The sequence below is a fragment of the Cupriavidus sp. F041 genome (assembly GCF_057814235.1).
Genome location: NZ_JBVASY010000001.1, coordinates 3,047,376 through 3,059,886, shown reverse-complemented (window position 1 = coordinate 3,059,886; position 12,511 = coordinate 3,047,376). Strand labels below are relative to the sequence as shown.

15 protein-coding genes are annotated in these 12,511 nt (G+C 64.6%); 11 read left to right on the top strand and 4 right to left on the bottom strand.

All coding sequences use genetic code 11. From position 1 onward, the window contains the following. The first annotated feature begins 20 nt into the window (after nucleotides 1-20). The 8 genes from ACZY0R_RS14040 (at nucleotide 21) to ACZY0R_RS14005 (ending at nucleotide 7,005) form a co-directional block, all read left to right on the top strand. Nucleotides 21-800, top strand: coding sequence for an ABC transporter ATP-binding protein (locus tag ACZY0R_RS14040; RefSeq protein WP_441636511.1), 780 nt, complete (start codon nucleotides 21-23; stop codon nucleotides 798-800). Beyond that, nucleotides 797-1,528, top strand: a complete 732-nt coding sequence (locus ACZY0R_RS14035) for an ABC transporter ATP-binding protein (protein ID WP_488858965.1) — start codon at nucleotides 797-799, stop codon at nucleotides 1,526-1,528. Before ACZY0R_RS14040 ends, ACZY0R_RS14035 begins: the two co-directional genes overlap by 4 nt. A gap of 12 nt (nucleotides 1,529-1,540) precedes the next feature. After that, on the top strand, nucleotides 1,541-2,425 hold the full coding sequence (locus ACZY0R_RS14030) for a branched-chain amino acid ABC transporter permease (RefSeq protein ID WP_488858964.1): 885 nt from the start codon (nucleotides 1,541-1,543) through the stop codon (nucleotides 2,423-2,425). Further along, complete coding sequence (locus ACZY0R_RS14025; protein WP_488859693.1) at nucleotides 2,425-3,468, top strand: branched-chain amino acid ABC transporter permease; 1,044 nt, start codon at nucleotides 2,425-2,427, stop codon at nucleotides 3,466-3,468. Before ACZY0R_RS14030 ends, ACZY0R_RS14025 begins: the two co-directional genes overlap by 1 nt. A 74-nt stretch (nucleotides 3,469-3,542) precedes the next feature. Then, the gene (locus ACZY0R_RS14020) at nucleotides 3,543-3,860 is read left to right on the top strand and encodes a non-heme iron oxygenase ferredoxin subunit (RefSeq protein WP_488858963.1); all 318 of its coding nucleotides are present in this window, start codon (nucleotides 3,543-3,545) and stop codon (nucleotides 3,858-3,860) included. 9 nt (nucleotides 3,861-3,869) lie between these two features. Further along, nucleotides 3,870-5,150, top strand: coding sequence for an NAD(P)/FAD-dependent oxidoreductase (locus ACZY0R_RS14015; protein ID WP_488858962.1), 1,281 nt, complete (start codon nucleotides 3,870-3,872; stop codon nucleotides 5,148-5,150). Between the two features lie 23 nt (nucleotides 5,151-5,173). Then, a complete protein-coding gene (locus tag ACZY0R_RS14010; protein WP_488858961.1) occupies nucleotides 5,174-6,463 on the top strand; it encodes an aromatic ring-hydroxylating dioxygenase subunit alpha in 1,290 nt (429 codons plus the stop codon). Nucleotides 6,464-6,480: 17 nt separating this feature from the next. Continuing rightward, nucleotides 6,481-7,005, top strand: coding sequence for an aromatic-ring-hydroxylating dioxygenase subunit beta (locus tag ACZY0R_RS14005; protein ID WP_045241619.1), 525 nt, complete (start codon nucleotides 6,481-6,483; stop codon nucleotides 7,003-7,005). A 26-nt stretch (nucleotides 7,006-7,031) separates the two neighbouring features. On the opposite strand, the gene ACZY0R_RS14000 is transcribed toward ACZY0R_RS14005, so the two are convergent. Next, nucleotides 7,032-7,562 carry a MarR family winged helix-turn-helix transcriptional regulator gene (locus ACZY0R_RS14000; RefSeq protein WP_441636523.1) on the bottom strand — a complete coding sequence of 177 codons (531 nt, stop codon included), beginning with the start codon at nucleotides 7,560-7,562 and terminating at the stop codon, nucleotides 7,032-7,034. Nucleotides 7,563-7,650: 88 nt separating this feature from the next. Here ACZY0R_RS14000 and ACZY0R_RS13995 point away from each other — a divergent pair, with 88 nt between their 5' ends. Continuing rightward, on the top strand, nucleotides 7,651-8,361 hold the full coding sequence (locus tag ACZY0R_RS13995) for a TolC family protein (protein WP_488858959.1): 711 nt from the start codon (nucleotides 7,651-7,653) through the stop codon (nucleotides 8,359-8,361). A gap of 31 nt (nucleotides 8,362-8,392) precedes the next feature. Continuing rightward, nucleotides 8,393-8,917, top strand: coding sequence for a TolC family protein (locus ACZY0R_RS13990; RefSeq protein ID WP_488858958.1), 525 nt, complete (start codon nucleotides 8,393-8,395; stop codon nucleotides 8,915-8,917). A gap of 65 nt (nucleotides 8,918-8,982) precedes the next feature. Here ACZY0R_RS13990 and ACZY0R_RS13985 read toward each other — a convergent pair whose 3' ends face one another. Then, on the bottom strand, nucleotides 8,983-9,684 hold the full coding sequence (locus ACZY0R_RS13985; RefSeq protein WP_488858957.1) for a YebB family permuted papain-like enzyme: 702 nt from the start codon (nucleotides 9,682-9,684) through the stop codon (nucleotides 8,983-8,985). Nucleotides 9,685-9,800: 116 nt separating this feature from the next. Here ACZY0R_RS13985 and ACZY0R_RS13980 point away from each other — a divergent pair, with 116 nt between their 5' ends. Further along, the gene (locus ACZY0R_RS13980; protein ID WP_488858956.1) at nucleotides 9,801-10,565 is read left to right on the top strand and encodes a helix-turn-helix domain-containing protein; all 765 of its coding nucleotides are present in this window, start codon (nucleotides 9,801-9,803) and stop codon (nucleotides 10,563-10,565) included. A gap of 133 nt (nucleotides 10,566-10,698) precedes the next feature. On the opposite strand, the gene ACZY0R_RS13975 is transcribed toward ACZY0R_RS13980, so the two are convergent. Together ACZY0R_RS13975 and ACZY0R_RS13970 are read right to left on the bottom strand one after the other, a co-directional pair. After that, on the bottom strand, nucleotides 10,699-11,277 hold the full coding sequence (locus ACZY0R_RS13975) for an NnrU family protein (protein ID WP_488858955.1): 579 nt from the start codon (nucleotides 11,275-11,277) through the stop codon (nucleotides 10,699-10,701). 224 nt (nucleotides 11,278-11,501) lie between these two features. Continuing rightward, nucleotides 11,502-12,437, bottom strand: a complete 936-nt coding sequence (locus ACZY0R_RS13970; RefSeq protein WP_488858954.1) for an SDR family NAD(P)-dependent oxidoreductase — start codon at nucleotides 12,435-12,437, stop codon at nucleotides 11,502-11,504. Between the last annotated feature and the right edge of the window lie 74 nt (nucleotides 12,438-12,511).

Genomic DNA, 12,511 nt, shown 5'->3' with positions numbered 1-12,511 from the left:
GACACTGACGCGGAGCACGCATGAGCCAGGCTGACGTAATCCTTGAAACCCGCGGACTCACCAAGGAGTTCAAGGGCTTCACCGCCGTCAGCAGGGTCGACCTGCGGGTACGGCGCGGCGCCATCCACGCCCTGATCGGGCCCAATGGCGCCGGCAAGACCACCTGCTTCAACCTGCTGACCAAGTTCCACACGCCCTCCGCCGGCGCCATCCTGTTCAACGGCGAGGACATCACGCGCGAGCGCCCGGCCCAGATCGCCCGCAAGGGCGTGATCCGCTCCTTCCAGATCTCGGCGGTGTTCCCGCAGCTCACGGTGATGGAAAACGTGCGCGTGGCGCTGCAACGCAAGCTGGGCACCGCGTATCACTTCTGGAAAAGCAAGCGCTCGCTCGATGAACTCAATGACCGCTCGATAGCGCTGCTGAAGGCCGTCGGCCTGGAAGGCTTTGCCGACCTGCCCACCGCCGAACTGGCGTACGGGCGGAAGCGCGCGCTGGAAATCGCCACCACGCTCGCCATGGACCCGGAGCTGATGCTGCTCGACGAGCCCACGCAAGGCATGGGGCATGAAGACGTGGAAGTGGTAACCGCCTTGATCAAGCAGGTTTCAGCGGGACGCACCGTGCTGATGGTCGAACACAATATGAGCGTGGTGTCATCCATCGCGGACCGCATCACCGTGCTCCAGCGCGGCGCCATCCTGGCCGAAGGGCCTTACGAGGAAATGGCGCGGAACCCGCAGGTGATGGAAGCGTACATGGGCACGGCCGATGCCGCGCTGACGGAGGCAACGCCATGACCCACCCAACCCCTGCCCTGCAGATCAAGGACCTGCACGCCTGGTATGGCGAGTCCCACATCCTCCACGGGGTGGACCTGACCGTCGATCCGGGGGAAGTGGTCACCGTGCTCGGCCGCAATGGCGCGGGCCGCACCACGACCATGCGCGCCATCATGGGGCTCGTCGGCGCCCGCAAAGGCTCGATCCGCGTCAACGGCACCGAGACCATCGGCATGAAGACGCACCGCATCGCGCCTCTGGGGCTTGGCTATTGCCCGGAGGAACGCGCCATCTTTTCCAGCCTGTCGTGCGAGGAGAACCTGATGCTGCCGCCGGTGTTCAAGCCGGACGGCGCAACGGCAGGCCGCGAGCCGATGCCGCTGGACGAGATCTATGCGATGTTCCCCAACCTGTGGGAGCGCCGCAAGAGCCAGGGCACCCGCATGTCGGGCGGCGAGCAGCAGATGCTGGCGGTCGCGCGCATCCTGCGCACCCGCGCCAGCGTGCTGCTGCTCGATGAAATCTCCGAAGGCCTCGCGCCCGTCATCGTACAAACACTGGCAAGAATGATCACCACCCTGAAGAAGCGCGGCTACACCATCGTGATGGTGGAACAGAATTTCCGCTTCGCCGCGCCTCTGGCCGACCGCTTCTATGTGATGGAGCACGGCCGCATGGTGGAGAGCTTCGACGCCAGCGCGCTTGGGCGCAAGATGCCCACGCTCAACGCCCTGCTCGGCGTGTAAGGAACCATCGCTATGGATTTTTTTGGCATACCTGTGCCCGCCCTGCTGAGCCAGTTGCTGCTCGGCCTCGTCAACGGCTCGTTCTACGCCATCCTCAGTCTCGGCCTTGCGGTCATCTTCGGCCTGCTCAACGTCATCAATTTCGCCCATGGCGCCCTGTTCATGCTGGGTGCCGTGCTGGCATGGATGGGCATGAGCTACCTCGGCCTTAACTACTGGCTGATGCTGCTGCTCGCGCCGTTGGTTGCCGGCGCGCTGGGCGTGGCGCTGGAACGCACCATGCTGCGCCGTCTCTACCGCGTCGACCACCTCTACGGACTGCTGCTGACGCTGGGCATCAGCTTGCTGATCGAAGGCCTGCTGCGCTCCGCCTACGGTGTGTCCGGCCTGTCCTACGCCACGCCCGCGGCGCTGAGCGGCGCCACCAACGTGGGCTTCATGGTGCTGCCCAACTACCGTGCCTGGGTCGTCGTGGCCTCGCTCACGGTGTGCTTCGCGACCTGGTACGTGATCGAGAAGACAAAGCTCGGCGCCTACCTGCGCGCCGGCACCGAGAACCCCCGCATGGTGGAAGCATTCGGCATCAACGTGCCGCTGCTGGTCACACTGACCTACGCCTTCGGCGTGGGGCTGGCCGCCTTTGCCGGCGTGCTGGCCGCGCCGGTGATGCAGATCTCGCCGCTGATGGGGCAGAACCTGATCATCACCGTGTTCGCGGTGGTGGTGATCGGCGGGATGGGATCCATCCTCGGCTCCATCTTCACCGGCCTCGGCCTGGGCATATTCGAGGGCATGACCAAGGTGTTCTACCCGGAAGCCTCGGCGACCGTCGTCTTCGTGGCCATGGTGTGCGTGCTGATGGTGCGCCCCGCCGGCTTGTTCGGAAAGGAAAAATGATGATCAACGACTCACGCGCGAGCCTGACTATCGCCCTGCTGGCGGCGGCTGTCGCGCTGGCGCCCTTCCTCGGCGCCTACCCGGTGCTGGCGATGAAGCTGATGTGCTTTGCCCTGTTTGCCTGTGCCTTCAACCTGCTGCTGGGCTTTACCGGTCTGCTGTCCTTCGGCCATGCCGCCTTCTTCGGCGGCGCGGGCTATGCCTGCGGCTACGTGATGAAATCGCTGCACGCGACGCCGGAGCTGGGCTTGCTGGCCGGCACGGCCTTCGGCGCGCTGCTCGGCCTGGCCTTCGGTGCGCTGGCGATCCGGCGCCAGGGCATCTACTTCGCCATGGTCACGCTGGCGCTGGCGCAGATGTTCTACTTCTTCTGCCTGCAGGCGCCCGTCACCGGCGGCGAGGACGGCATGCAGGCGGTGCCGCGCGGCACCCTGTTCGGGCTGGTTTCGCTGGAGAGCGACCTGACCATGTACTACGTGGCGGCGGCCGTGGCCGGTGCCGCGCTGCTGCTGATCGCGCGCGTGGTCAACTCGCCGTTCGGGCAGGTGCTGCGGGCTATCAAGGAGAACGAGCCGCGCGCCATTTCGCTAGGCTACGACACCGACCGCTTCAAGCTGCTGGCCTTCGTGCTGTCGTCGGCGCTGGCCGGGCTGGCGGGCGCCCTGAAGACGCTGGTGCTCGGCTTCGCCACCCTCACCGACGTGCACTGGGCCATGTCCGGATCGGTCATCCTGATGACGCTGGTGGGAGGCATGGGCACCCTCTCAGGGCCCATCCTGGGCGCGCTGGTGATCGTCGCGGTCGAAAACAAGCTGGGTGATTTCGGCAGCAGCCTGGCCGCGCTTACGGGCGTGGACTGGTTCAACACGCTGGGCGAATCGGTCAGCATGGTCACGGGCCTGATCTTTGTGGTCTGCGTGCTTACCTTCCGGCGCGGGATCATGGGCGAGATGCAGGCGCTGCTGGCCCGCCGGGCGGCGCTGTCGCGGCCTGCACCCGCCTTCCACGGCCGTTCCGCCACCTCGACCACAGCCAAGGGTTAACGCTGATTCAGTCGGCAATTTAAATCAGTACACTGATCATTAATACTCAGCATACTGATTAAAGGAGATGCATCATGGCTTGGACCAAGATCGCCACTACCGGCCAGCTTCAGGACGATGAAGTGATGCCGCTCACGCTCGGGGACGCGCAACTGGCGCTGTACCGCTGCGAAGGGGAATACTTCGTCACCGACAATGTCTGCACGCACCAGTACGCATTGCTGTCGGACGGCTACCTGGAAGACGGCTGCATCGAATGCCCGCTGCACCAGGCGCGCTTCGACGTCCGCACCGGGCAAGCCATGTGCGCGCCTGCCACCCAGGGCATCCGCGTCTATCCGGTCAGGATCGTGGACAGCGACGTGATGGTCGACCTCATGGTCACCGCCTGAGCCCCCGCCATGCCACAAGACGCCCCCATCCTGATCATCGGCGCCGGCCAGGCCGGCGCCACCGCGGCAGCCGCGCTGCGCTCGCTGGGCCATGACGGCGGCATCGTCATGGTCGGCGGCGAGGTCCATGCACCCTACGAGCGCCCGCCGCTGTCCAAGGCCGTGCTGGCGGATGAGCAGCAGGACGAACGCATCGGCGTGCACGCGCCGGGCTTTTATGCCGAGCAGGGCATCGACCTGCGTCTGGGCACGATAGTGACTTCGCTCGATCCCGGCAGTGGCGCGGCCCGCTGCGCCGACGGCCAGGCGATTGCCTTCAGCCGCTGCCTGCTGGCCACCGGCGGGCGTGCCCGCACCCTGCCCGCCTTGCCGGAAGGCATGGCGGGCGTGCACTACCTGCGCTCGCTGGCCGATGCGCGTGGCCTGCGCGCCGCGCTGCGCCGGGAGCGCTCCGTGCTGGTGATCGGCGGCGGCTTCCTGGGGCTGGAAACGGCCTCCACCGCCCGCGCGGCGGGACTGGAGGTCACGGTGATCGAAGCCGCGCCACGGTTGCTGCAGCGCGCCGTGCCTGCCGTGTTCTCCGACTGGCTGGCGCAGCGCGTGCGCAGCCTCGGCATCGACCTGCGCCTGGGCTGCGGGATCGCCTCGATCCCGCCGGCCACAAACGGGGTTGTCGTCACGCTGACGGACGGCTCCGCCTTGCACGCACCGCTGGCAGTGGTCGCCATCGGGCTGCATCCCGATGCCGGCCTGGCGCGGGCCGCCGGGCTGGCGCTCCATCCGGGCAACGGCGGCATCCAGGTCGACGCGCACTGCCGCACCAGCGCACCGGGCGTGTTCGCCGCCGGCGATTGCACCAGCCAGTACCAGCCGCTGTTTGGCCAGGAAGTCCGGCTGGAGTCGTGGCAGAACGCCAACGAGCAGGCCCGCATCGCCGCCGCCGCCATGCTCGGCGTGGAGACGGCACCGGCCGCCGTGCCCTGGTTCTGGACCGACCAGCTCGGCTGCAACATCCAGATGCTGGGCGCGGTGGACCCCACGCTGTGCTACACCCTGCGCGGCAACGGCACGGCGGACGGCGACGCCCCAAGATTCCTGTTGCTTGGCATGGCCGGCGCGCAACTGCGCCACGCTATCGCCGTCAATGCGGGCGGCGACCTGCGCCAGCTCCGCAACCTGATCGAACAACGCACCGCCTGCGATATCGGCCTGCTTTGCAACACCGCCCTGCCCCTGAAGCAAGCGGTACGCGAGGCCGCCGCCGCGCTCGCGGGCCAGCCCCAATCCTGAACGATCCCGAACGAGGAACCGACATGTACCAGACCCACGCGGTCATCAACCGCACGCCGCGCGCCAAGGATGCCGAACTGGCCGCCTGCCAGTGGCCGGAGGACGCCCTGCATTTCATCCCGGACTGGGTGTACACCAGCAACGCCGTGTACGACATGGAACTGGAAAAGATCTTCCGCGGCCGCACTTGGAACTTCGTCGCGCTGGAGGCCGAGATCCCCAACTCCGGCGACTTCAAGCGTTCCTATGTCGGGCCCACGCCAGTCGTCGTGGCGCGCGCCGAGGACGGCTCGATCAATGTCTTCGAGAATCGCTGCGCCCACCGCGGCGCGGAGTTCTGCCGGCACGGCCAGGGCAATGCCACGGAGTTCGTCTGCCCCTATCACCAGTGGTCCTACGATCTCAAGGGCAACCTGCAGGGCGTCCCGTTCAAGCGCGGCGTCAACCGTGCCGGCGGCATGCCCAAGGACTTCCGTAACGAAGACCACGGCCTGGTGAAGCTGCAGGTGGCCACGCGCAACGGCGTGATCTTCGCCTCCTACGCCAGCGATATGGAGAGCCTGGAGGAGTACCTGACGCCCGAGATCCTCAAGGATTTCGACGTGGTGTTCAATGGCAAGCCGCTCAAGATCCTCGGGTACTACAAGAATGAGCTGCCGTGCAACTGGAAGATGTACCACGAGAACCTGAAAGACCCCTACCACGCCACGTTGCTGCATTCCTTCCTGGTGGTGTTCGGCCTGCTGGTGGCCGGCAACGACTCCGCCATGATCGCCGACCCGGTGCACGGCCGCCACGGCACCATGGCCTCGGCCAAGAAGGAAGACAAGTACGCCGCGGTGAGCGAAGAGAACAAGAAGGAAATGCGCTCCTTCCACGAGGGCATGCGCCTGCAGGATGACCGATTCCTGGAATACATCAAGGAGTTCGACTCGCCGTGGTCTGTCACCATGCAGACCATCTGGCCAAACCTGATCGTGCAGCGCGAGATGAATACGCTGGGCGTGCGCCAGATCGTGCCCAACGGCCCGGACAGCATGCTGATGCAATGGACCATGTTCGGCTATGAGGACGACAGCGAGGAGATGATGCGGCACCGCCTGCGCCAGGGCAACCTGATGGGACCGGCCGGCTTCCTCGGCCTGGAAGACAACGAAGCGATGAAGTTCGTGCAGGAAGGCGTGCGCCGCTCCAGCACCGACCGCAACGTGCTGAAACTGGACCCCGGCCACGTCGGCACCGCCAACTCGCTGATCTCGGAATCCGCGATCCGCGCCATGTACCAATACTATCGCAGCGTGATGGGGTTCTGAACAGCATGATACCAACCATGACACCGACGGCTCATACCCTCTACCGCCCCTGCAAGCTGGAGCCCGCGCGCGCGCAGGCGCTGCGCATGGAGATCGATGCCTTCCACGCCGAATACTGCGCCGTGCTCGATGCCGGCCTGGTGGAATCGTGGCCGGATTTCTTTACCGAGGATTGCATCTACCGCATCACAGCAAGGGAGAACGTGGAACTCGGCATGCCCGTGGGACTGGTCTACGCTGAAGGCCGCGGCATGATGCACGACCGCGCGGTGGCGATCGCGCGCACCCAGATGTTCGCGCCGCGCCATATGCTGCATCTTGTCACCAACACGCGCGTCACCGAGGAAACCGCGTATGGCGAGATCCATGCGCAAGCCAGTTTCCTGCTGCTGCAGACGCTGGTCGAAGGTCCCACCACCATCCACATGGCGGGCACCTATCACGACCGCTTTTCCCGCACCCAGGGCAAGCTGCTGCTGGCCGAGCGCCAGGTCGTGTACGACACCACCATCATCGCCAACGACCTGGTCTACCCGGTGTAACCCGCGCGCACGGTGCGCGCAACGCATTACATGATGCGCAGCACCGTCCGGCTGTAGTCATTGTTGGCCTCCACCAGCGTCGCCAGCAGGTCCATGAACACCTTGCGCTGCGCCGGGCGCAACGGCGCCAGCATGCGCTCCTGCGCGCGCTCCATATCGGCGCGCAGCGACGCCACCACCTCCTGGCCTTCCTTGGTCAGGTGCACGTGACGCGTGCGCCGGTCGGCCGGATTGTCCTTGCGCTCGACCAGGCCGCGCTCTTCCAGCCTGCGCACCACATCGGCCGTGGTGGTGCGGTCGAAGCCCACTTCCTGCCCCAGCGAAGTCTGGTCCAGCCCCGGCAGCACCGATAGCACCGTCAGGATGGCGTACTGCACCGGCGTGATGCTCGCCGACTTGCATTCCTCGAAAAACATGGCCACGTGGATCTGGTGCAGGCGGCGCACGAGAAAACCTGGCCGGGCCCAGAGAAGTTCCTTGGCCGGGTCCGCTTCGGACGGCGCTTGATCCTCGACCGGGGGCGCGGTGTGCGCCGTTTGACGTTTCGCGGTGGACATTCCATTCACCAAATTGTTAGCATGCTGACAAGTATAGACGAGTGGCCGCCCGCGCACGCTGCCGACGAGGTGTCCCTTCTCGCTGTCGATGACGCTGTCGATCATCGCGCTTGCCCTCGGTGCGTGCGCCGAGTTGCGCACGCCTGTTGAAAAAACCGCGCTGGAAGCGCCCCGGCATTGGCAGCATGCGCCACGGCAAGCGCTTGCCGCGCCTGCCGCCGGTACCCTGGGGCCGGACGCGTTGTGGCAGTCCTTCGGAGACCCGCAGCTCAACGCGCTCGTAGCGTCAGCGCTGGAAACCAACAACGATCTCGCCATTGCCGCGCTGCGGCTCGAACGGGCCCGCTTGCTCGCGGGACTCGCCGGCACCAACCGCCTGCCCGAGCTTGCGGCGGAGGGCCGGGCTACGCGCCAATGGGGGCTGGACGGCGGCGGGCGGCGCGACCAGTCGGCCATCAATGCCACCGTCAGTTACGAAATCGACCTGTGGGGGCGGCTGGCCAGCCTGCGCAGCGCCACGGACTGGGAGGCGCGAGCCTCGGCAGCCGAACTCGAAGCCGCGTCGATCACACTGGCCGCCACCACGGCCACGCTGTACTGGCGTGCCGGGCTGCTGAACCAGCTGATCGATATCTCCGACCAAAGCCTCGCGGACGCGCGGCACACGCTGGAACTCGTCGAGGCGCGCTACCGTGCCGGCGCGGTCTCCGGGCTCGACCTGGCGCAGGCCGAGCAGCAACTGCGGGCCTGCCCACCAATGCGCTGCCGCGCGTCGCGCCCGGCATCCCGGCGGCAGTGATCGGCAGGCGCCCCGACGTGCGGCAAGCGGAATGGCGCCTGCGCGCCGCTCTTGCGGACTCCGACGCTACGCGCGCCGGCTTTATCCCAAATTGACGCTGACTGGTCTCGTTGGCACCAGCAGCGCGGCGCTAGCCTCGATGCTGCGAGATCCCACCGCCCTGCTCGGCGCGGGCCTGAGCCTGCCCTTCCTGCAATGGGAGAAAGCAAGACTGACGATACAGGTCTCGCAAAACGAATACCGGGAAAAGGTGGTGCGCTATCGCCAGTCGCTGTACACGGCGTTCGCCGAAGTGGAGAACGCGCTGTCCGGCCATGCCAGCCTGGCACTACGGGATCGGCGCCTGGCTGAATCCCTGCAGGCGGCGAGCCGGGTCGAACGGCTCGCCGCGGTCCGCTACCGGACCGGCGCCACCGCGCTCCAGCCGTGGCTTGATGCGAAGGAGACGCGGCGCACGGCCGCGATGGCGGCGGCGCGGAACCGCTTCGACAGGCTCGTTAATGTCGCCACCCTGTACAAGGCGCTGGGGGGGCCGCCGGTGGAGGGGGATGGGTGAAGGTTGTCGGGTGTGGGTCGGTGACAGGCGCTCCAGCACGAAACAAAAGGCAATCAACGAAAATACTATGATTGCCCCTGCGTTGCCGCAGGTTGCCGTATTCCCAGCGCATCCCGCTGTGTATCGAAGACAATGTGCACAAGCGGGCTTCGAAGCAGACTCGCCGGCGTGACGGTGCACCTTTGCCACGGGATCCGGCCGAAATACCAGAGTCGCCAGAATGCGAGCCTCGGATCGGCGTTGTTACGCAGTAGCATTGCAAACGTCTCTACCTCGCCAATCCGGATATCCGTCGCTTCCTGGATGACTTCACGAACGAAGCGAGAGCAAAACTGGCGGCGCGAATTCATGTTGAATCCGGTGTCGTAGAGGGTGCCCATCCGGCGCTCCGCTGCCGCGATCAGCATGCTGCGATGCGTGTCGCTGAGCGGTGTGGTGAGTCTCCCGACCGCGCATCTTCCCCATTCGGAACGCTTCAGGAAAGACGTCATCGGCGTTGTCCGTGCAAGAGGAAACGTACTTTCCGCAATCAATGGATCATCGCCCCGGTTGTCAACAACGACCCCCACGTGATTCGTCCATGAGTTCGTCGCGCTCGCCACTTCCAGGAAAGGCCGTGCGGTCACACGGATGAAAACCAGGTCTCCAATCTGAAGATCGCCCGCCGGAAGCCCACCCGGCGGTTCAGGCGTGCGCAGCGCGGGACGCGAACCCGCGCACATGTCAACCATACCGATTGTCCTGATCATCCTGGCACCTATGGTCATACCGGCCTCCTTGCTGTTCCGATGGCGTGCAGTATGCGAGGAGGTCGCAAATCTCGCACCTTCTTTTCCTACAAGTGCTTAAAATGATACCTTTGGTATCGTATATCAATACTTTCATGACCGAGGTTACTCAACTCATTGCGACGATCAAGCAACGCCTCAAAGCTGCGGGAATGACTTATCGCGACGTTGCGCAAGCGCTTGGCCTTTCGGAACCCAGCGTGAAGCGCCTGCTGGCCGGCGGACGACTGACGGTCGAGCGACTCGCCCAGTTCTGCGATCTGCTCGGCCTGACGATGGCGGAATTGCTGCAAGAAGCAGAGTTGTCAGCGCCGCGCCTGCATAAGCTCACGCGTGAACAGGAAGCGCAACTCGTATCGGATGAGAAGTTGTTGCTGGTGGCCGTGTGTGCGCTGAATCACTGGTCGCTGGAAGACATGGTGTCGGCCTATCGCCTGTCGAAAACCGAGTGCATCAAGTACCTGCTCGTGCTGGACCGGATGGGCCTGGCCCATCTGAAACCGGGAAACCGGATACGTCTGCTCGTCGCGCGGGACTTCGATTGGTTGCCGGACGGCCCTATCCGTCAGTTCTTTTTGCAGCAAGGCTTACCCGATTTCATGGATAGCGGATTCGGCGGGTCCGACGAGGCCATGAACTTCGCTCACGGCATGCTGACGAATTCCGCATACGCCCAGTTGCGGGGCGAATTGGACAGGATGCGCAGCAAACTGGCAGCGCTGCACACCGAATCCGCGGCCGCCCCTTTGACTGAAAAGCGCGGAACCGCACTCCTGCTGGCGATGCGTGTATGGGAACCGGTTGCGTTCAGGGAGCTTAAGCGGATTCCTGAAGCGGGGGTAGCCAATAAGCGGAGATGACACCGGACGAGTTAGCCGATCTGTGTATATCAGCGCCCCCCCAACAACTGCGCGACTCCATGCGCAGTACCGCGGTACTGCCATCCAGTCTCGAGAAAGCATTCCCGGCATTGTGCGTGAGACGGTCCGACGCTCAGATGTACGCTGGCACGCCGGCCAACCATCTGTGAAGCACGAATGCGACCAGAGCCCAACTCGCGAGCCCGATGACAACAACAGCGGCATCGCGCGCGAGTGCTCCGCCTTGGTAGCGCGTCCCCGCCTGCCGGTCGCGGCGGCGTGCCGACGCGAAATCCGTCACCGCCCAGACCAGGAAGGCGCCGAATAGCACGACCGCAGCCAGAGTTCCATTCGCAAGCAGGTGTGCCAACGCCCAGATCTGGACGCCTGCGACCATTGGATGGCCGAACACCGCCTTGATGCGGTTACCAGGCACGTACGCTGCTGCGAATAGAACGAAGGCCAGTACGGTAAGCAACGCCGTGACGTGACGAGCCCACATCGGCGGTGCCCAGAGGACCATGGGGTGCCCGTTAGCCAGCCCGAATCCCCAGACGATCAATACCAATCCGAAGACCGAAGCCAAGGAATACAAACCTTTCCAGCCGCTCGGACCGACGCGAGCAATCTGCGCCGCGCGCCAAGGCTCTGCGACAATGCGAACCGAATGCACGGTCAGAAAGATCAACAGCCCTAGTATCAGCACCATCATGTTGACGCCCCACTATGGCAACGTACTCCACTGATTGCACTCCGCTCGCGATCCTCCAACGGCAGACCTGGCGGTTAAGACCTGCTAGGCCAAACTTTTCTGAGTATAGTGGTTGAACACTCAATGTCCATTGGAATCGGGGCGCCAACTCCAATGGGCGCCTCGCTCCCTGTTTAGCGCGCGGCCGGCGCATGAGATTGAATCCATGTCCGCGGTGACCCTAGTTAAACGGGGGCATCACCACGAGTGAATTCGCCGGCGTGGAGCTTCACAAAGTCGTACATACTCATCGGCGCTTTGCCAGTCAGCTTGAATATGTCGTCTGTCATGCGGTCGTATCGTCCCTGCGCATGCAGTTCGGCCATCACGGCGAGATGACCGACGAGATGCGCTGGCACCCCCGCCTCCCGGAGCTTTTCGGCCCACGCCGAAACCGGCACATCGCGATAGCGGATCGTGCGGCCGAGCGCATCGGAAAAGGCTCGCGCATAGTGTTCGAGATCGGCCGACTCATATCCGGTCAGGTTATAAACACGGCCGATGTGCGGCGCCGGATCGTCGAGGATAACGGATACGGCGTGCGCCACATCGACAGCCGAGATCGGCGAGGTTCGGCTTCCGCCTAGTGGCAACACCAGTTCGTCGCGTTCGCGCACACCAGCATCGGCGAGACGCAGAAAGAAGCCTTCGAGGAAGACCGTCGGTCGTACCGTGACGACGGGCAGCCCCGACCATGCGAGTACCTGCTCGGCAAGCCAGTGGAGCTTGTGCTGAGGGCTGCCGGTGGTCTCCGTGACGCTCATCTGCGTGACCGTCATCTGCGACATGTTGACGAAGGCTTCGACGCCGTGGTGGCGCGCCACCGCTGCGATATTGACCGTGGCCTCCAGATAGGCCGGCGAGATCGACATACCGAAATAGATGCGCGAGCAGCCTTCGATCGCGCGATGCATCGAAGCAAGATCGGTCAGATCGCCGACCATGACCTCGGCGCCGAGCCGACGCAGATCTTCAGCGCGTTCATCCTCACGTCGAACCAGGGCGCGCACCTTGTGCCCCTTGGCGAGGAGCATTTCGGTGACGTGGCGACCGATGCCACCGATAGCGCCAGCCGCTCCGGTGACGAGGATCGGGCGATCATGTGTAGATTGATTAGTCATATCGTTTACCTATGCGTTGGGTTCAAATAAATCTGGACGAGGCGGCTTGCGCAATTTCGTTTGCCGTACACGTC

What these genes read in the sequence shown, in the direction of transcription:
- ACZY0R_RS13975 (WP_488858955.1), bottom strand. Translation starts at nt 11,277, where the DNA reads ATGATGGTGCTGATACTAGGGCTGTTGATCTTTCTGACCGTGCATTCG.
- ACZY0R_RS14030 (WP_488858964.1), top strand. Translation starts at nt 1,541, where the DNA reads ATGGATTTTTTTGGCATACCTGTGCCCGCCCTGCTGAGCCAGTTGCTG.
- ACZY0R_RS14010 (WP_488858961.1), top strand. Translation starts at nt 5,174, where the DNA reads ATGTACCAGACCCACGCGGTCATCAACCGCACGCCGCGCGCCAAGGAT.
- ACZY0R_RS13980 (WP_488858956.1), top strand. Translation starts at nt 9,801, where the DNA reads ATGACCGAGGTTACTCAACTCATTGCGACGATCAAGCAACGCCTCAAA.
- ACZY0R_RS14000 (WP_441636523.1), bottom strand. Translation starts at nt 7,562, where the DNA reads ATGTCCACCGCGAAACGTCAAACGGCGCACACCGCGCCCCCGGTCGAG.
- ACZY0R_RS14020 (WP_488858963.1), top strand. Translation starts at nt 3,543, where the DNA reads ATGGCTTGGACCAAGATCGCCACTACCGGCCAGCTTCAGGACGATGAA.
- ACZY0R_RS13995 (WP_488858959.1), top strand. Translation starts at nt 7,651, where the DNA reads ATGACGCTGTCGATCATCGCGCTTGCCCTCGGTGCGTGCGCCGAGTTG.
- ACZY0R_RS13970 (WP_488858954.1), bottom strand. Translation starts at nt 12,437, where the DNA reads ATGACTAATCAATCTACACATGATCGCCCGATCCTCGTCACCGGAGCG.
- ACZY0R_RS14025 (WP_488859693.1), top strand. Translation starts at nt 2,425, where the DNA reads ATGATCAACGACTCACGCGCGAGCCTGACTATCGCCCTGCTGGCGGCG.
- ACZY0R_RS13985 (WP_488858957.1), bottom strand. Translation starts at nt 9,684, where the DNA reads ATGACCATAGGTGCCAGGATGATCAGGACAATCGGTATGGTTGACATG.
- ACZY0R_RS14005 (WP_045241619.1), top strand. Translation starts at nt 6,481, where the DNA reads ATGACACCGACGGCTCATACCCTCTACCGCCCCTGCAAGCTGGAGCCC.
- ACZY0R_RS14040 (WP_441636511.1), top strand. Translation starts at nt 21, where the DNA reads ATGAGCCAGGCTGACGTAATCCTTGAAACCCGCGGACTCACCAAGGAG.
- ACZY0R_RS14035 (WP_488858965.1), top strand. Translation starts at nt 797, where the DNA reads ATGACCCACCCAACCCCTGCCCTGCAGATCAAGGACCTGCACGCCTGG.
- ACZY0R_RS14015 (WP_488858962.1), top strand. Translation starts at nt 3,870, where the DNA reads ATGCCACAAGACGCCCCCATCCTGATCATCGGCGCCGGCCAGGCCGGC.
- ACZY0R_RS13990 (WP_488858958.1), top strand. Translation starts at nt 8,393, where the DNA reads ATGGCGCCTGCGCGCCGCTCTTGCGGACTCCGACGCTACGCGCGCCGG.